Source organism: Providencia sp. PROV073, from assembly GCF_033688125.1.
GTDB lineage: Bacteria > Pseudomonadota > Gammaproteobacteria > Enterobacterales > Enterobacteriaceae > Providencia > Providencia hangzhouensis.
Genome location: NZ_CP096353.1, coordinates 3,934,922 through 3,953,815 on the forward strand (window position 1 = coordinate 3,934,922; position 18,894 = coordinate 3,953,815).

Sequence of the window (18,894 nt, forward strand, 5' to 3'; positions counted from 1 at the left end):
ATGGAGATGAGAGGAGCTTATTTTCTTACGATATGCTTTAAAGCGATTGTCCTAGTTGGGGTAATTCTCTTTGGTGCTCTGATTTCACTCAGCTTTTCTTACAAAGCTATCGCTGCGAATCTCAGCACTAATATCCAAATTCGTGTGACGGTATACGGTGAGCCGGAATGTACCCTTGGCGGTGCAACAACGACTTCTGTAGATTTTGGCGATATACATCAGGCAAAGATTGACGGTGCTTATGGGCGCTCACCTATCAATTACAACTTGATATGTAATGGCTTATATAAGAATACATTAAAGATGACGCTGAGATGGACTGATAGGCAAATTAATGGTGAGTCATCCGTGACGACCAATCTCCCGAATTTAGGTATTGCCATTTACCGTGATGGAACCCGACTCAGCAATGGCGCAACACTCAATTTTAATTATGGGAATTCGCCTGCTTTGTATGCCGTCCCCGTTAAACCTACAGGGGTAAACTTAACATCAGGTGGGGATTTTACGGGCAATCTCACGATGGTATTGGATTACCAATAGGATGATATCAATGAAATTATTCCGTTATCTTCTCTCGGTCTGCATGATGCTTAGCCTGTTTAGCCAAAGCCAAGCAGCAACACTTGGTATCCAGCTAAAAGGTCGATTATTGGTGACACCGCCCGAGTGCATTTTGAATAACAACCAACAAGAAACTATACATTTTGGCGATATATTGCTTCCACGTATTGATGGAGTTCAATACAAGCGTGCTGTACCGATGAGACTCAGTTGCACAAATCTAGCGAAAAACGCTATAAAGCTCACGCTTGTCGGCGATGGAACATCATTTAATAGCAATGGCGCATTGAAAACGAGTAACCCAAAACTCGGTCTTTCCTTTTATGTGAACAATGCTAAGCAAGTTATTAACCAGCCTTTCAATGTGTTATATACAGCGCTGCCAACCTTAGAGGTTGCCCCAGTAAAAAACAGTAATGCCAATTTTACGAATACCGATGGCGGATTTTTTACAGCACTGGCAACACTGAAAATTGAGTATCAGTGAGAATGATTATGTGGAATAACAATCAAATTAAGCATTGGATGGCAGGATTTATAATGGTGATGTCCATATCTTCAGCGCAAGCAAATTGGGCATTTGATGGCACGTTAATTATTCCTCCTGTTTGCCAATTAAGCCATGACGACCCAATAAAAGTTTCATTCGGTAAAGTGGGTGTACGAAAAATCAACGGTACCGCCTTCAAGCAATCTATTCCTTTTCAATTAAATTGTGTTGGCGATATGACACAACCGTGGGATATCAGCTTGATATTCGGGGGAACACCTGCAGGAAGTGGATTTGATAATGCGACATTAAGAACGGTGACACCGTTGAATAATGGCAAATTAGGAATTCAAATTCAAAAAAATGGCCAACCTCAACCATTGAATGAAGCCTTTTTGATTAATGCGGCTTCATTACCATCCCTTTCAGCCGTTCCTGTCATGCGTTCAGGAAGCGAACTTGTAGGGGATAATTTTACTGCATCAGGCACGTTAACCATTATTTTTGAATAGGAGGCGGCAGTCATAACTATGAATATTAAACGTAATATGAGCTTTGCCTTTAGCTTATGGTTTTTGGGTGCCACTGCGGCTTTTTCTGCAAATGTGGAGTTTGATGGCACGCTAATTGAAGATGCTTGTGACGTTTATCCAGGCGACGAATCGATTGAATTAGATTTCGGTACGATAGTGGATAAATACCTGTATCTAAATACTCAAACAAATAGCCAACCTTTTACCATTCGCTTAATCAATTGCGATTTAGCATTAGGCCATGAAGTGAAAGTCACATTTATTGGCGCAGAAAGTTCAGCTTTACCTGGTTTATTGGCATTAGATGCAGGAAGCCAAGCAACTGGCGTGGCTGTTGGTATTGAAAGTATTTCCGGTGCGGCAATCAAAATTAATAGTGGCAGTTATACCCAAGGGTTATATACCGGAAATAATAATGACCTAAGATTTCAAGCGTATGTGAGAGCTGAGCCAGTTGCATTGCAAAATAAATCAATTGTGCTCGGTTCATGGGCTGCGAGTGCCACGTTCAAATTAGATTATGAGTAAATCATTATGTATGCGAAAAAAGCAAAAATATACGGAATGTTAAATACAAGCCGTTTGAGTATTTTATTATTAATCATCGCATTAGCGTCTCTACTTCCTTCTCGCCCAGCCAATGCGATTGCGTATGTAATGCCTGTGAGTATGACCTCTGGAGCCTGGCCTCGTGTTGAGATGGACATTCTTTCTTGGAGTGAAGCAAGTGGTGTCACTAACCCTTGTTATGGGTCAACAGAATGCTGGGTAGGCCCTGATGTTCTGTATGCATCTGGTGCGCCGTCGTTGAGTGGCTCTTGCTTAGATTATGGTAACTGCATTCGAATTAACCAGTATCGAACAGCGGAAGAAGTCGCAGCGGCTTTTCGTAGTGCAAAAGGAATTCCTTATCGTGCATCGTTTGTCATTGATAGCCCAAATGCAACTTGTATTGGGTTATTTTATGTCAACCATAAACCAACCCCGGGAGTTAGGAATGCAATCCAATGGCCAGGTAGCGTTTGTGGTAAAATTCCACCTACAAATCAAACATGTAGTATTTCTTTGCCTTCTTTTGTTAATCACGGGGCGCTCAGTAACACGAGTTTAAATGGTAAAACAAACTCAGTTTCTGGCAATATCACTTGTACACAGGCGACAAATATCAACTTATTTGCTCGCTCAACCACGGGTGAGCGTTATGTATATTTAAATTCGACTTCTAACTTTTATTCAAATCCATTAATTAATAATCAAAATGGCTGGAATGGCGCGAACATGAATATTTCTGGAAACAATGCGGCGAATTCATTTACATTCACTTCTGAATTGCATGCATCAGGAACGGTAACGCCTGGATATTACACAGGAAATGCAGTCGTCATTATTGCATTTAATTAGTTAATCAAAGCCTTCGAACCCAATTCACTAACTTGGTAGTTTAGCAGCGTATTTTTAAATAGAATACGCTGCTTTTATGAATATTAATAAGCTGTAACCTTTTCATTTCAATAACATTTCTAACCCGATAGAAAACTTGAAACCCACTAGCACCGCAAAGTAAATAACCAGTGCATTGCTGGTACTCGATGTGGCACTCTCACTTCACCAAAGGTATATCTGCAAGCTAAACTATTTGGCAAATTTAGCGAAAAAACCAGCAACCACATGATATAATTTGAGTTTAGAATTAAAAGTCCTAACGATATAAACTCGCCTGAACCGGACGGTACCCCCTAATGTAATAAAAAGCCAATCATAGCTATGTATTACCGATTCAAATGTGACAATACATAGCTACCAATGCTAAATTATAAAAAGAACATGCAATCGAAAAATCTTATATTAAGTCAAATGTAAAAATTGAGTTTCTGCTGACACTCCGATTAGTTCAATACTCTGAATAGGGGTAAGTGTGTGAAATGCTCCTTTTTCATGATAAACTTATATTGAAAATATAAAGAGTTAGGTTGATTCAGACTTAGTATACAAATAAGCTCAATACTGGATTTTAGTCATGAAAGAAATCAAAAAAATGTCAGATAAAGACTTTGTTGATACACTAATACAAGAGTGGCTGGAAACCGTCCCTACATTAGACTTGAGTGGTTTGCCTATTATCGCCCGCATAGTACGCATGAGCCATTATATTTCTCAATTTATTGATGCCAATCTCGCTCGTTATAATCTAAATGTGGGTGAGTTTGAGGTACTAGCAGCACTTGCTAGGAATCCTGATCGTCAGCTTTCACCAAAAGAACTTCAAAAAAAAATCCTTATTTCCTCCGGTGGGTTATCTAACCGAATTAATCGATTAGAAGAAAAGAAATTTATTGTTAGAATTCCAGATCCTGCGGATAGACGTGGTGTGATTGTAAAAATAACACCAGAGGGACGAAAGCTAACCCTTGAAGCTGTGGAAACTCACGTCGCGATTGAAAAATCATTAGTTCAAGGATTAGATGACGAAAATAAAGATCAACTCGCAATGCTACTAAAAAAACTTATTCAATCACAAAAATCTGAGCTCAACGAAAAAAATGGGGCTTAATAAAAAACCCCAAAGTTGGAATAAACCTCAGGGTGCAGCTCACATTGAGCTGTCTTCATTTTGCCTTAATCACTTTAGTTAGGTTTTTTACTGACCCGTCCCTCAGACTTTAAAACTAACCATAACCCAGCCAAAATCAAACATAGCCCTACTATAGCAAACATATTAACATTTTCATGGGCAACAACGATCGCCAGGAAAAATGCCACAATAGGTTCAATTAAACCCAATGCCACTCCTGTTGGAGCACTAATATGTTTCAAAGCTTGAGTATATAAAAGATAAGCCACTCCAGTTGTTAATAATCCAAGATAAAATATGACTGCAATGCTCACCCAACTGACAGTTGGCGTTCCCGCTAGTATCCAAGCAATTGGAACCGCGATAAATATAGCAATACTGAATGTATGCTTAGTAATGGTTAATGGAGAATCAATGCTAACCAATTTCTTACTCATCAACGTATAAAGTGCATAGCAAAAGCCAGCACTTAAACAAATAAGTAAGCCCCCCGCATTGATTTGCCAACTGCTACTTTGAGAAAGAACCATCCATGTCCCTCCAGCCGTCGCACAAAAAGTTCCAAGCCACCAAAGTAAAGATGGGGATTTCTTGAGAAGAATCGCCTGCATTAAGCCAGCCCAAATAGGTGCGCTACCAATAGTTGTTGCTGTACCAATGGCAATCCCTGTCGCCTTTATACCTGCAAAAAACGTTAAGTTATATAACCCCATACAAATACCTGCGATAGTAATATATCGCCAATATCTCCTTGACCTATTCGAAGAATTTTCGCTTTGCTGTCGCTCATTTATTTTTAGTGATTGGCGGCTTGCACCACGATAAAAAAACAACAGATGGAAGAAAAAACACGCAACAAGCAATCTAAATGCACCAATCCAGTAAGGTGCTGTTGCACCCTGTACAAAGCTTTGAGCCGTCCCCGCAGTACCCCATAAAAAAGCGGCACTTAGCGCTAGTGTGATACCAACTAAAGATACTTTTCTCATCGTCATTGAACTTTTACCACCATTTCAATAAAAATATATCTTCACATTAAGATACTTCATAAGAAGATACAAGTTGGATTAGATTCAAGGTGAAAGAAAAGTAATTGTTCATGATAAAAATCAATTATAGTACGTTTTTTGATTGATATTAAAAAGCGAATTACTAATATTGATATATCTTCTTGTGAAGATACTTCCAATAAAGAAATAATAATGAGAGGCAGCTATGACTGTTATATTTATCAGTGTAATAGTGTTGATACTGGCGGGTTATGCAATTGCGAAGAACTACGAAGCAAAGATTGTATTGTTCACTGCTGGTATTGCGCTGATGCTCAGCGCAGCAATGTTAGGGATGCCCATTTTAGATATAAAACAAAGTACAGGGAATATTTGGCTTGATCCACTAAAACAAATACAGCTAGGGTTTATAAAACAGTTTGGTGGCGCAGGGATCATAATCATGGTCCTATTTGGTTTTTCTTCTTATATGTCACGCATTGGTGCAAACGATGCAGCCGTTCATTTAGTCGCAAAACCTATTTCAAAAATTCGTTCTCCTTATATCCTAGTCCCAATCGTTTTTTGGTTAGGAAACTTACTATCATTAGTGATCCCCAGCGCAGCTTCATTAGCCGTTATTTTAATGGCGACCTTATATCCAATATTAAGAGCTGCCAAAATGTCATCAATGACAGCGGCAGGTATTATTGCAACTACGGCGACAATTATGCCAACACCACTAGGGGGTGATAATGTTGTTGCGGCTCGATTACTGGGTTTTGAACATGTTGTCGACTACGTCACGTTACACCATGCTGTTGTCTCACTTCCTGTTTTATTATTAATGGGATTTGCACACTATTTTTGGCAAAAGTATATGGATAAGCGCCAAGGTGCATCCGCATTTACTGAAGTTGATGAAAGTAAACTCGAAGGTAATAAAGAACTACCCCCTGCTTACTACGCCTTATTTCCGCTCGTTCCACTTATTCTAATTATCGTTTTAGGACTCTGTTTTCGAGAAATCAAAGTGGGGCTTGTTGAAATCACACTCTTCTCTTTTATTCTTGCATTTGCCACTGAACTTATCCGTAAAGGCAATCCAAAAGAACAAATGGTTCAAGCTGGGCTCTTTTTTAAAGGCATGGGTGAAGGCTTTTCTCAAGTTGTTGTTCTGATTGTTGCCGCAGGTACGCTTGTTGCTGGCCTTAATGCTATTGGCATCATCGATATGATTTCGGGCGTGGTCAAAAACGTGAATAATGCAGGCGTTGGATTAATGTTTATTTTCTCCGGCTTAACAGCATTAATCACCTTTATTAGCGGTAGTGGTAATGCGGTATTTTATTCTTTCATTGAATTAATTCCATCTATAGCGAATCAAGCCCATGTTGATCCAATTATGGTTGCTCTTCCAATGCAATTTACGTCTAACTTAGTTCGAGCAATCTCCCCAGTCTCAGCTGTCGTCATTATTGTCGCATCGGTTATCAAAGTGAGTCCTGTTGAAGTAGTGAAAAGAACCTCTGTACCTTTAGCGGTAGGCACGATAGCAACGTTAATTTATGCATATTTTCTGTATGCGTAGAATGGGTTATTAAAAGGAAAATAAAAATGACTACAATAGATAATGCCTCATTAGTTACGTGGCGACGTCAATTCCACCGTTACCCAGAAACGGGTTGGGGAGAGTTTTATACCACGGCGACCTTAATTAAAATACTTGAAGAAATGGGGCACCACGTATTAACAGGGGAGCAGATCATCAACCCTGATTTTATTCGTGGGCGCAATCCATCCATTGTTGAAAAAGCCAAGCACGCAGCCAAAGAACGTGGAGTCGATGATGCGCTACTCGAAAGGATCGGCGACTACACAGGATGTGCAGCAATCTTTGATACCGGACGACCGGGGCCCACTATCGCATTTCGTTTTGATATTGATTGTGTCAATGTACAAGAAACCGATACGGCAGAGCACATTCCAAATCAAGAAGGATTTAACTCTACTAATCAAGGCTATATGCATGCTTGTGGCCATGATGGGCACATGGCTATCGGCCTCGGTGTCGCAAAATGGTTGATGGAAAATAAAAATAGTTCACTAAAAGGTGTTATTAAACTCATTTTCCAGCCAGCTGAAGAAGGTGTACGCGGAGCAAAACCTATCGCCGAAAGTGGCATTCTAGATGATGTTGATTACTTTGCTTGCGGGCATCTTGGCTGTGATATCCCAAGTGGAGTGATTGTAGCCGCACCGGAACGTTACCTTTCGACATTAAAAATGGATCTACGTTTTAAAGGTAAAGCCGCGCACGCAGGTATGGAGCCACATGCCGGAAAAAATGCATTACTCGCCGCTTGTAACGCGACTATCCAGATTTTAAGCCTACCTACCCATGGTGAAGGAATGACCCGCGCTAATGTCGGGGTATTAAATGCAGGAGAAGGCCGTAATGTGATCCCTTCATACGCACAAATGCAAATTGAAGTACGTGGCGAAAATGAAAAAATTAACAATTACATGACCGAAGAAGCCTTAAGGCGTGCACGTGGTGTAGCACTCAGCTTTGATGTTGAACTCGAAACTGAGGTCATGGGGGAAGCCGTTGATTTCATTCCTGACGATGAAATGACTGACTATATCACCGAAGTAGCCCAAACTATTCCAGCCGTAAAAAAAGTACAGCGCACCATGAATTTTAATGGCAGTGATGATGCCACACTGTTGATTAAACGCGTACAAGCTCATGGCGGAAAGGCCGCTTATTTTGTGATTGGATCTGATATCAAAGCTGGCCACCATCAAGCCAAATTTGATATCGATGAAGAACAGCTATTCACTGGTTTTTCAATCTTTACAGGGTTACTACAACGTTTATCCGTATAAAAACAGCAAATCAATATAAGCCAATTATGAAACCTTATAGCTGATGATGTTATAAGGTTTTTTTAAGGAAATATGATGAAAAAGACATTATTAAATACACTACTTTCTAGCCTGATCTTATATACCTCTGTTTCACTCGCAGCTGATGCCATTAAACCCAACGTAACTATTTTAGCCACTGGGGGGACCATCGCAGGAAGCTCCAAATCCAACCTTGATACCACCGACTATAAAGCGGGCTCACTGGGTATTAATGTGTTAATCAATGCCGTGCCAGAAATCAACGATGTTGCTATCGTCAAAGGAGAACAGATTTCTAACACCATCAGCGGCAATATTAGCAGCGAGATCCTATTAAATCTCAGTAAACGTGTTAATCATTTACTGAATGAAGGAAAACAACAAGGCGTCGTTATCACCCATGGGACGGATACAATTGAAGAAACAGCGTTCTTCTTAGAGTTAACCACCCAAAATAAACAGCCTATCGTTATTGTCGGAGCCATGAGACCAGCAACCGCTATCAGTGCAGATGGCCCAATGAATCTGCTTGAAAGCGTCGTACTTGCTGCGGATAAGAAAGCTGAAAATCGCGGAGTCATGGTAGTTTTAAACGACCGCATTGGTTCTGCTTTTTATACCACCAAAGCAAACTCAACCACTCCTGATGCATTTAAATCTTATGAACCTGGCTATCTTGGAGTCTTTGTCAGTGGAAAACCCAAATTCTACTATACCCCTGCACAGCCTGTTGACCGTACTTTTTTCGATGTTAGTAAGGTAGATAAACTCCCTAATGTCGAAATTATTTATGCCTACCAAGACCAGACCCCAGCTATGCTTCATGCCGCTATCAATAACGGAGCCAAAGGGATTATTGTTGCGGGCAGTGGTAATGGAAATGTCTCAAGTAACATGGAGGAGGCAATTAAGCAGCTCAGTGACAAAGGTATTCCTGTTGTGATGGCAACCCGAACAGGCTCTGGCTATGTGAGTAGTAAATCATTTGCTATCGGGTCTGGCTTTTTAAACCCACAAAAGTCTCGCATTCTCTTACAACTCGCCCTTGCAACTGGTGCCAATCTTAAACAAATATCGAATTACTTTGATAGCCAACGTTAATTAAATATCTTCATTGTTAAAGGCGTCTAAAATATAGACGCCTTTTTAGCATTCATCATACTTATTTCTAGGATAATAAATAAATTATAAAAACAAGTTTAAATTTATTATATAGATAATCAATATTCAGATAGCGTTAGTGCCCCACTTAGTTAAATGGCTAATATTTGAATAATTAAAATTTGGCTTTATTTGATTACTATTTTTAAATATTGGCTTTCTTTGCTAGTAGATAATAAATAATTGCTGTAATCGGAAATGCAATAAAGAATGCAAAATTATAACCTATCATACCTGATACCAACCCAATCACTAGCGCAGTAATACCCGGTTTTCGCCAGTTAGGAATATCATCGCTGTACAGGTTTTCTAAATTAAGATGACATTTACGAATAAGGTAATAATGTACTAGCATAATCGCCAATATGGGAGCGAGTATTGCAGAGAAAATCATTTGCACATAATCAAGGTAGCTTAATAATAACCATGGCATCATTAAAATACTAATCAACCCAACTAGCCATGTCGCTTTTGCGAAAGTTAATTTAGGGAAGAAATTAAGCATAATTAATGTTGCGGGAAAAATATTCGCACAGGTATTGACGGTCCATTGTGCAAATACAATGATAATACAGCTAATAATTAATATGGTTGCGTTATCAGCAAAAGCAATTTGTAGCATCCCAATAGGGTTATCGCTTTTCGTCAGATAAGCACTAATCAACCCTGCAAGAGTGAGCAATAAGCCTGTACCAACAAACCCAAGCCCAAAACAAAAGATAGTGCGTTTATTACGAGCAAAGAAGCTACTTGATGCACTGTTTTCAGGTAATTTTAGCTTTCTGGTTAAGTCACTGCCATTTAGAGCTTCAGATAACCATCCTCCACTAAAGATAGCAATAACAGTAATAAAGCTGAACCCGGTTCCTTCTAATGGAGAAGCCGTCACAATATCGGGTAAAGAAATTTGGTGTTCTTGTAATAACCAAGCAACCAATGACACCAATCCGCATGCCAAAATGGGGACTGCCAATGTGCCAAACTTACTCATACTGTCTACGTTACGGCTTGCATTGAATAGCTGTAAGGATGCATAAGTGATGAATATCACCCAAAACATGGAAACCCCAGTGACAATTTCGATAATCGCATTAATCGCCTGCGTCCCTAAAAATAAAATCACACCGCACCATGTTAAACAGACGATGGCTCGACATATCGCACCAATTTTCGCCCCTTGTTTTCCTAAGCAGTCGCGAATAAAAATGGTGAAAGGAACACCGTAACGTGTACCGATATCACCAGTTAACGTAATTAACACGGTGACTAATAAAAAACCGAAAAAACAAGCAATTAACACTTCAATAGGGGAATATCCTCCTCTTAAAAGTACTTGAGCGGGGATCACCAACCCCACAACGTTGATCACCATCGATGAACAAAGCACCAGCAAGTCGCGCGTCTTTAACGTTCTGTCTTTTTCCTGTGTAGGTAGCAATTCCTGATTGGCTTTAGCAAGCAATTCCTGTGAAATATTTTGTCCATTATTCATGAGTCTAGCCTCATATTTATTGTCGTTTTAGTTTAATTTCAAAGTACGTTTAATAAATTTCCCTTGGCCTTTACTTCCCATAAAGGTGTTGTTATCCATAATGATTTCGCCACGTAAAAGGGTTGTTTTAACCTTTCCTTTCGCTTTATATCCTTCATGTAGGCTATAGCCAGCACCACTGTGTAAGTTATTGGCTGAAATAACCCATTCCTCATTCAGATCAAAAATGACAATGTCAGCATCAGCTCCAGGTAATAGCGTCCCTTTTTGTGGATAACATCCCATGGTTTTCGCAATGTTAGTGCTACATAGTGCAACCGCTTGGTTCATAGTGATTTTTCCGTTCTCTACACCTTCGGTTACCATCAAATTAAAACGGATTTCGAGGCCAGATAACCCATTCACCACCTTAGTAAAATCGGGGATAATTTTGCCATTGGCATCGCGCTGTAAAGCCTTTTCCTTTTCCTCACGAGTGAAAGTGCAATCATCGGAACCAATCAAGGTGATCGTACCGTTCTTAATGCCATCCCAAAGTTCATCCCGCTCTTTACGAGTGCGCAGTGGAGGCGAACAAATGGCCAGATGCCCATTTTCAATATCATCATAGAGTTCATCGAACAGCGTTAAATAGTGAGGGCCCGTTTCGATATACAGTTTTTGGCCTCGCTCTTGTGCTTGTTGTGCAATGTTTAGACAAGGACCATTTGTGGTATGAACAATCAGAAGAGGAACACCAACTGATTCAGCGAGTTTAGCCACGCGGCCAAAGGCTTCTGTTTCACAAATAACGGGCTTACTATTGGCAAAGTCACGCCAAGTTAGGGTGTTATTTTTGATGCACTCATCCACCGCGGTTTCTGCTATCGCATTACTTTCCGCATGGATCAATGGCATACAGTTATTTTCTTTTGCACGTTTAAAGACCTGCATCAGAGTCATATCATCTGCCATCACACCTTCTTTACGGTAAGTCATAAATAATTTAAATGTTGGGCACCCTTTTGCCGCAAGAAGTGGAATTTCATCTAATAACTGCTCGTTAGCTTCAACAAATTTGCCATGTACACTAAAATCAATCGCAGACTCAGTCATTTCCTCAATACGGTCATCTAGCGCCTGAAGAACACTTGAGCCTTTCCAAGTATTGGTAAAATCCATATAGGTTGTGACACCCGCAAATGCGGCGCAAATACTTTGCTGATAAAAGGTAAGTTGCGGGGAAATCCCTTGAAATGGAGCCTGTGTGTGCATATGCGCATCAATTAAACCGGGTAGAACTAATCGGCCTTGCGCATCAATTTCTTTTTGGCATTCAGCGGGCTCATCAGGGCCAAGTAAAGCAGCAATTTTGCCTTTTTTAATTGCCAAATCGGCGCGAACCGTACCCTCTTCAAGAACTAAATGCCCATTTCTAATAATTGTGTCAAACATAACTATCTCCAACGATTTTTATGTCACAACACAGCGAAAAAGAGACTGTGTTGCAGCTATTATTGATTGATCAACTCAGCGTTCCTTTCCGTAAAACTTGTCCACTGCAGGCATAACTTTCAATGTGATTAAACAGCGCAATTCGACCATTAACCATCACAAGCTCAATACCTTCAGGGTATTGATTTGGTTCAACAAAAGTACCTTTGTCTGTAATGGTATGTGGGTCTAACATTACGATATCGGCTTGGTAACCCTCTTTAAGTAATCCCCTATTGGTTAATCCCAAAACCTCTGCTGGTTTGCCGGTCATTTTGCGAATCGCTGCTTCCCAAGTTAAACAAGCTTCTTCGCGTACATACTTCCCAAGTACTCGAGGAAATGCTCCAAAAACACGGGGATGAGGCTTACCTGCCCCCATTAAGCCATCCGTACAAACATTCTGCTCTGGGCGGCACAAAAATTTAATCACATGCTCTTCTGTCCCATAAAAATCCACCATTCCAACAGCGTTATCTTCCTCATATAACAGGTCAAAAGTGGCGTTATAAGGGTCTTTACCACGTAACTCTCCAAGTTGAACTAAGTTTAAACCTACTGCATCTTGGTTTTTCTGTTGCTTCACACTGGTAATGAAGATTTGATCTAACCCAGCGAAATCAATGAAGTTATCCCACCCAGGGATCCCTTTTTCGATATCGTCAATCATACGTTGGCGTAATTCAGAAGATTTCAGGCGTTCGAGTAGCTTTTCCGTACCACCTGCATGCACCCACGGCGGTAAAATCACCCCTAACATGGTGCTACCAGCAACATAAGGATATTGGTCGAAAGAGATGCGTATTCCTTCTTGCTGTGCTTGTTCAAGCATCGATAGCATTTCATCGATCAGTGACCAGTTTTTCTTACCACAGACCTTCATATGAGAAATATGTAGCCAAACTCCGGATGCATGAGCAATATCAATAAGTTCTTGAGTCGACTGAATGATGTCATCCGCTTCACTGCGCTGATGAACCACAAAAATCCCATTATATTTGGCTGTCACTTTGCAAAGTTCGGTGATCTCAGCGGTATCGCCAAAAGCACAAGGCATATAGATAAGGCCTGTAGATAGCCCATAGGCCCCTGCTTGTAACTCTCGCTCAAGAATCTGGCACATTTTGGCGACATCTTCCTGCGTCGATGCCTTACCATCTAATCCCATGGCTTCCATACGGATATTACCGTGGGGAACAAGATAAGCGAGGTTCGTAGCGCTTCCTCGCGCCTCTAACATGTTGAGATATCCCGCTGTATTTTTGAAGTGCCAGTCAATCTCATCAGAGTCACCATCGAGGCCAGCAATATTTTTACGCCACGCGGAAATATATTGTTCAGGCAAAGGTGCCAATGCAACGCCGTCTTGCCCCAACAGCTCAGTCGTGATCCCTTGGCGAATTTTTGCGGAAACTGCGGGGTTTAATAACACCGATAAATCAGAGTGAGTGTGCGTATCAATAAAACCGGGACAAATGATTTTACCGGTTGCATCAATAACCTGGTCCTGAGTGTTGGCGCTAATATCGCCGATTTGAATAATTTTACCTTCATTAACAAGTAAGTCGCTGTGATACTGACTTTCTCCTGTACCGTCAATGATGGTGGCATTTTTAAATAGTGTTTTCATTGTTCTCTTCCTTTATCAATGCCTTAGTAGTCACTAAGGCATCAAAAGATAACTATTTGTTATTATTGTAAATACTAGAAATTATGCTGTAGTAGCCTTTGACTGAGCCTGTTAATTGTCCAATTTCGATATATTCATCAATGGTGTGAGCCAGATTTTCTCTGGAAGGCCCAAAGCCAATCGTAGGAATATTGGCTTCCCCCGCATAGTGGCTACCGTTGGTACAAAATGAATATTGGGTAATGGTTGGGTTAATACCGACTTTTTTGAGCCCCGATAAAACACACTGCACAAATTCATCCGATTCATCTAACACCCAACCGGGAAAGAAACGCTCTCCTTCAATGGTACTACCGGTATAGCAAGATTCCGTACCATAGGCATAAGACACCCGCGCTTTAAATTCGGGGTCCAACTGAATCATTTCTTCCAACACTTTTTGGATAGGTTCAATTACGCTATCTTTGCTTTCACCAACCAATAACCTACGGTCATAAGTCGCTCGGCAATATTCAGGGACAACCGATGCGCCGGGATATGGTGAAGATTTAATATCCGTTAATTCAAGGATCCCTAAACCAAGAACGGGGTGAACAGGCGGAGTTAATGTTCTAATTTTTTCAACCAATGCCGCCATTTTATAAACCGCGTTAATACCCGCTTGCGGGTTTGCGGAGTGGGCTGGCTTACCAAATGTTTCTACCACCACCTCTGCGCGACCACGTTGGCCAATTTTCAGGTTAAGCTCAGAAGCCTCGCCGATAACCACATAATCAGGATGATACTTTTCAGTGACTAGGCGTGCCGCTACACCTTCAAAACATTCCTCATGTACGATGCAGGAAACATAAATTTTCCCAGCAAACTCACGCAGATAGTCTTGGCCGAAAAAACCAATGGCTGAAATCATGGCAGCAACTGCACCTTTCATATCGGTCGTACCACGACCATAAATTTTGCCGTCATTAATTTCTCCGCCAAATGGGTCTTGCGTCCATTGGCTTTCATCGACTGGAACCGTATCGATGTGTCCATCAAAAACCAGCGTTTTTCCAGGGTATTTCCCTACAATTCCACCAATGATATTGCCGTATCTATCAACATGAATATCATCAAATTCATAATCTTCCATCATGGATTTAATAACACGGACAACATTGCCCTCTTCACCGGAGTAACTTTTTTCACGAACTAAAGCCTGACAATTCTTGATGACTTCGTTAAGACGATTTTCTGAAAACATATTTTTCACCCCGATTAAAATTGGCCAAAGCTTGGGAACTCACCATCCCAAACAATATCCCGATAACGTTGAATATCCGTGTCGCCCTCAGTACTGATAAGCAAAATGCGTGAATTTTCATTCAGTTCCAGCCTGTTGCGCACATCAGCATAATTTTGGGACTGCATTAAAATAGAAAGTAACCCTGTAGTGACAGCACCAGATTCACCCGAAACAATCGGAGGGTCAGTCGGTAATGGGTTACCTAATATCCGCATCCCTCGCGTTGCGACAAAGTCAGGGCAAGAAAAGAAAGCATCGGCGTAGTCTCGTAATAATTGCCAACCTGCAATATTGGCTTCACCACATGCCAGCCCAGCCATAACTGTTTGTAGATCGCCTCCAACAGAGATCGCTTCCTCATTTTCAGCAACCGCTGAACGGTAAAGGCAATCCGCAATTTGAGCTTCAGCAATAATCACTTTCGGTCTATCCTCTCCATAAAGTGCCGTTAACATCCCCTGCACCATGCCAGCAAATGAGCCAACACCAGCTTGAACAAAAACGTGTGTCGGTTTCACTTCATGTAACTGTGACAAAGCTTCAAACATTAACGTGCTGTAGCCTTGCATAATCCACTGTGGGATCTTTTCATAGCCAGCCCAAGCGGTATCTTGCACCACCACCCAGCCATATTTTCTTGCCATTTCGGCTGTCATACGTACCGCATCGTCATAATTCATATCTACAATTTCTGCGGTCGCACCTTCATTCAAGATGGCATCTAAGCGTTCATGGGAAGAACCTTTAGGCATATAAACTACTGATTTTTGTTTAAGTTGACGTGCCATCCACGCCACGCCTCGCCCATGATTACCATCCGTCGTGGTGGCAAAAGTAATGCCATTTAATTGTTCTCTAACCTCATTGCTGACCATAACGTTATAAGGAAGCTCAGAGATATCTCTCCCCAACTCTTCGGCGATATGGCAGGCCATTGCATAGGCGCCACCTAATGCCTTAAATGCCTTGAGGCCAAAGCGTTGAGACTCATCTTTTAAGTAAATCTGTCCGACATTTAATGACTTGGCGAGTGCAGGTAAATGATAGAGCGGTGTTGGTGCATACTCAGGAATTGAGCGGTGAAATTGCCACGCTTTATGTAATTCAGCTTGCGAAAAAGAGGCAAGGTTCGCCGTAGGTTTCTGCTTAAAACGGCTGTGATTAATGTAGTACTTTAATTGCTCCTGCATGGAAAACCTCATGAACTTATTATTAATAAACAAGACAATTAAGTCTTAATAAAAAATAGGTTTACAGCTTAGGTAGCAATACACATGCCAAGATCGGCATTTACGTATAATTATAATGAGAAAATAATGTAGCCAGTTGATATAAAACAAAATTTAAAATAAACCATATAGAATTGCTTTTACTAAATTCGATATCATTGATTTACCTCATTGATAAATTATCAAATATGATAAATAGTGTGATGGCGATATATAAATAATTTAATATATTGATTTATAAATAAAACTATAATTATCACCTCAATTAAATTTATTAATATTTATCAATTTTGATAACAAGGGAAAAAATGACATCCATTCTGAGTACTATCCAAAATGAAATTTGCCATTACGCAGAAGCTATTTCTGGCGTAACCGGAACAGATGTCGAAATTATTGATGAATATCTGATCCGTATTGCAGGAACGGGTTATTACAAACACATGCTTAATCAAAACGTTTCACGTAACGGCTATATTTATCGTCATGTTTTACGAGTACAAGAAACCGTATTAATTAAAGATCCTGGGGAAAATAACCTCTGCCATCTATGTGAAAATAGAGAAACCTGTACGGAAGAATTAGACCTTAACGCACCGATTTTTTTAAATGGTAAAGTCATTGGTGTCATTGGCATTATTTGCTCGACCAAACAACAGCGAGCCGTATTACTTCAGCAACTCAATAAATTCATCACATTCATCGAACAAATAGCCGAAATGATATCGAGTAAGGTATTTGAGTGTCTTGAACGCTTGAGAGCCCAAGAATCTTTACATGCATTTCGGCGATTAATTGATGCTATGGATAGAGGCGTAATAGCCATCGATAGCCAACAAAAAATTTGGCATACCAACCGCTCTGCATCCCGCTTTTTTAATAAAGATATTATAGGCCTATCACTGTCCTTTGAACTTACAGGGGATATTTTATATGGCGATGAAGAAGCATGGTTAGAATTAGAAGGCCAGCGCTATCATGTACTCTGCCGTAATGTTACTTTTACTTCACTGGAAAATGATACGTTAACCATGATCATTTTTCAGGACGCCCGTGATTATATTACTCATGTCAATCAATCATCCGTTGAAATCAGCGAAGCCCCTTCACAGTTAATCGGTAATTCATTGACTATGATGAACCTCAAACAAACCATCAAGAAGGTCGCTGTCAGTCATGCAAATGTACTGATCACGGGGGAAAGTGGCTCAGGAAAAGAGGTCGTCGCTTATGCTCTACATACACAAAGTGCTCGACATGCTCAGCCCTTTGTCACCATAAACTGTGCGGCAATACCAGAGCAACTCCTTGAAAGCGAGCTCTTTGGCTATATCAGAGGCGCATTCACCGGAGCAGATCCTAAAGGGCGTATAGGTAAGTTTGAATTAGCCCATGGAGGTAGCCTATTTCTCGATGAAATTGGTGATATGCCTTTGTTATTACAGGCTAAGCTACTGCGTGTTTTACAAGATAAAACCATCACCCGAGTTGGTTCAAATAACCAAATACCTACCGATGTCCGCATTATTGCAGCCACAAACAAAAATTTATTAGAGATGGTCGAACACAAAACGTTTCGAGAAGACCTATATTACCGATTAAATGTTGTGCCGATCCCTGTTCCTGCATTACGGGAGCATCGTGAGGATATTGCTGATTTAGCGAAATATTTTTCTGACCAATTTTCAATGCAATATGATAGAGAAAAGCAAAAGATCCCTGATACAGTAATGAATTATTTATATGGCTATCATTGGCCGGGTAACATACGTGAACTGCGTAATGTCATCGAGTATATTTATGTAATGCAAGGCGATCTGCCTGAAATGAACCATAGCCATTTACCTGAGTATATTACAGAAACAAATTCATCAACAGAATCAATACATTCCATTACAAAAACCGCTGCGCTGCCTGTACACCATTATGAGAAAGAAACCATACAACACGTACTTGAAAAAACGGGTTACTCCATGGGAGGAAAGAAAGAAGCGGCACAAATATTAGGTTTAAGTATTGCGACACTGTATCGCCGATTAAAAAAATACGATATTTCCAGCTGACCTTCATATCTAGGCACTAATATTTCTCTCAGTGCCTGACTTATCGTACTTATTACTAATAATCCAACCAACTGTTACTGCTATACAAATAGTCACAAAGCGAATGGTCATTTTGTGATGGCTATCTTACTTTTGTTTTTACGCCCTTCTCAAAATATCTCATCTTTTAATGGCAAGTAAGATAAATTAACACCTTATGATCGCCAATAAAAACCTCGCCAACGCGAGGTTTTTATCTCTTCAGAAGAACACAAAACGAATTATACATTTTTCCTTTCGATGGTTTCTTCCCCCCAATATAGCCTATCCGCGGTGGTCTTCGAGAAGGCCAGAGGTAAAACTTCATCAGAACCTTCTTCCCAAATTTGTTCCGCTAATACTTCATCATTATTCGCTAATTCAAAAATAGCTTGAGCAATTTCAATTGAGGTTTCTCTAACTTTAGCCCATTCGGCTATATGGTGAGGGTCTTTCATTATTCGCTCCTGATTAAATGGTTC

General features: G+C 40.5%; 17 protein-coding genes. 10 read left to right on the top strand and 7 right to left on the bottom strand.

All coding sequences use genetic code 11. The features are described from left to right. Positions 1-6: 6 nt before the first annotated feature. The 6 genes from M1F17_RS18020 (at position 7) to M1F17_RS18045 (ending at position 4,138) form a co-directional block, all read left to right on the top strand. Positions 7-543 carry a fimbrial protein gene (locus tag M1F17_RS18020; protein WP_226617010.1) on the top strand — a complete coding sequence of 179 codons (537 nt, stop codon included), beginning with the start codon at positions 7-9 and terminating at the stop codon, positions 541-543. 10 nt (positions 544-553) lie between these two features. After that, positions 554-1,051, top strand: a complete 498-nt coding sequence (locus M1F17_RS18025; protein ID WP_036958077.1) for a fimbrial protein — start codon at positions 554-556, stop codon at positions 1,049-1,051. Between the two features lie 2 nt (positions 1,052-1,053). Further along, entirely contained in the window at positions 1,054-1,566 is a 513-nt protein-coding gene (locus tag M1F17_RS18030) for a fimbrial protein (protein WP_004259643.1), read from the top strand. Positions 1,567-1,584: 18 nt separating this feature from the next. Next, the gene (locus tag M1F17_RS18035) at positions 1,585-2,115 is read left to right on the top strand and encodes a fimbrial protein (protein ID WP_112307642.1); all 531 of its coding nucleotides are present in this window, start codon (positions 1,585-1,587) and stop codon (positions 2,113-2,115) included. 6 nt (positions 2,116-2,121) lie between these two features. Next, on the top strand, positions 2,122-2,988 hold the full coding sequence (locus M1F17_RS18040; RefSeq protein ID WP_272670598.1) for a hypothetical protein: 867 nt from the start codon (positions 2,122-2,124) through the stop codon (positions 2,986-2,988). Positions 2,989-3,604: 616 nt separating this feature from the next. After that, positions 3,605-4,138, top strand: a complete 534-nt coding sequence (locus M1F17_RS18045) for a MarR family winged helix-turn-helix transcriptional regulator (RefSeq protein WP_004259653.1) — start codon at positions 3,605-3,607, stop codon at positions 4,136-4,138. A 74-nt stretch (positions 4,139-4,212) separates the two neighbouring features. On the opposite strand, the gene M1F17_RS18050 is transcribed toward M1F17_RS18045, so the two are convergent. Then, entirely contained in the window at positions 4,213-5,154 is a 942-nt protein-coding gene (locus M1F17_RS18050; protein ID WP_180312162.1) for a DMT family transporter, read from the bottom strand. Positions 5,155-5,374: 220 nt separating this feature from the next. Between M1F17_RS18050 and dcuC the strand changes: the two genes are divergently transcribed. The 3 genes from dcuC to M1F17_RS18065 all read left to right on the top strand — a co-directional run bounded on the left by dcuC (position 5,375) and on the right by M1F17_RS18065 (position 9,162). After that, complete coding sequence (dcuC, locus tag M1F17_RS18055; protein ID WP_004259659.1) at positions 5,375-6,739, top strand: C4-dicarboxylate transporter DcuC; 1,365 nt, start codon at positions 5,375-5,377, stop codon at positions 6,737-6,739. A 26-nt stretch (positions 6,740-6,765) separates the two neighbouring features. After that, the gene (locus M1F17_RS18060) at positions 6,766-8,040 is read left to right on the top strand and encodes an amidohydrolase (RefSeq protein WP_004259661.1); all 1,275 of its coding nucleotides are present in this window, start codon (positions 6,766-6,768) and stop codon (positions 8,038-8,040) included. 72 nt (positions 8,041-8,112) lie between these two features. Further along, positions 8,113-9,162 carry an asparaginase gene (locus tag M1F17_RS18065; protein WP_004259666.1) on the top strand — a complete coding sequence of 350 codons (1,050 nt, stop codon included), beginning with the start codon at positions 8,113-8,115 and terminating at the stop codon, positions 9,160-9,162. A 205-nt stretch (positions 9,163-9,367) separates the two neighbouring features. Here the strand turns inward: M1F17_RS18065 and M1F17_RS18070 are convergent, their stop codons facing one another. From M1F17_RS18070 to dpaL, 5 genes are all read right to left on the bottom strand, one after another. Next, complete coding sequence (locus M1F17_RS18070) at positions 9,368-10,714, bottom strand: cytosine permease (protein ID WP_004259669.1); 1,347 nt, start codon at positions 10,712-10,714, stop codon at positions 9,368-9,370. Positions 10,715-10,741: 27 nt separating this feature from the next. Then, on the bottom strand, positions 10,742-12,148 hold the full coding sequence (gene hydA, locus M1F17_RS18075) for a dihydropyrimidinase (protein WP_180312164.1): 1,407 nt from the start codon (positions 12,146-12,148) through the stop codon (positions 10,742-10,744). A 70-nt stretch (positions 12,149-12,218) separates the two neighbouring features. Continuing rightward, the gene (locus M1F17_RS18080; RefSeq protein WP_096865084.1) at positions 12,219-13,817 is read right to left on the bottom strand and encodes an N-acyl-D-amino-acid deacylase family protein; all 1,599 of its coding nucleotides are present in this window, start codon (positions 13,815-13,817) and stop codon (positions 12,219-12,221) included. Between the two features lie 52 nt (positions 13,818-13,869). Continuing rightward, positions 13,870-15,060 (bottom strand): YgeY family selenium metabolism-linked hydrolase, encoded by a 1,191-nt coding sequence (locus tag M1F17_RS18085; protein ID WP_096865085.1) that lies wholly within the window; start codon positions 15,058-15,060, stop codon positions 13,870-13,872. Positions 15,061-15,074: 14 nt separating this feature from the next. Next, complete coding sequence (gene dpaL, locus M1F17_RS18090; RefSeq protein WP_096865086.1) at positions 15,075-16,292, bottom strand: diaminopropionate ammonia-lyase; 1,218 nt, start codon at positions 16,290-16,292, stop codon at positions 15,075-15,077. Between the two features lie 347 nt (positions 16,293-16,639). On the opposite strand from dpaL, the gene M1F17_RS18095 reads away from it, so the two are divergent. Continuing rightward, on the top strand, positions 16,640-18,394 hold the full coding sequence (locus tag M1F17_RS18095) for a sigma-54-dependent Fis family transcriptional regulator (RefSeq protein ID WP_004259685.1): 1,755 nt from the start codon (positions 16,640-16,642) through the stop codon (positions 18,392-18,394). Between the two features lie 260 nt (positions 18,395-18,654). Here M1F17_RS18095 and M1F17_RS18100 read toward each other — a convergent pair whose 3' ends face one another. Further along, on the bottom strand, positions 18,655-18,870 hold the full coding sequence (locus tag M1F17_RS18100) for a YccJ family protein (RefSeq protein WP_047756975.1): 216 nt from the start codon (positions 18,868-18,870) through the stop codon (positions 18,655-18,657). Positions 18,871-18,894: the final 24 nt, after the last annotated feature.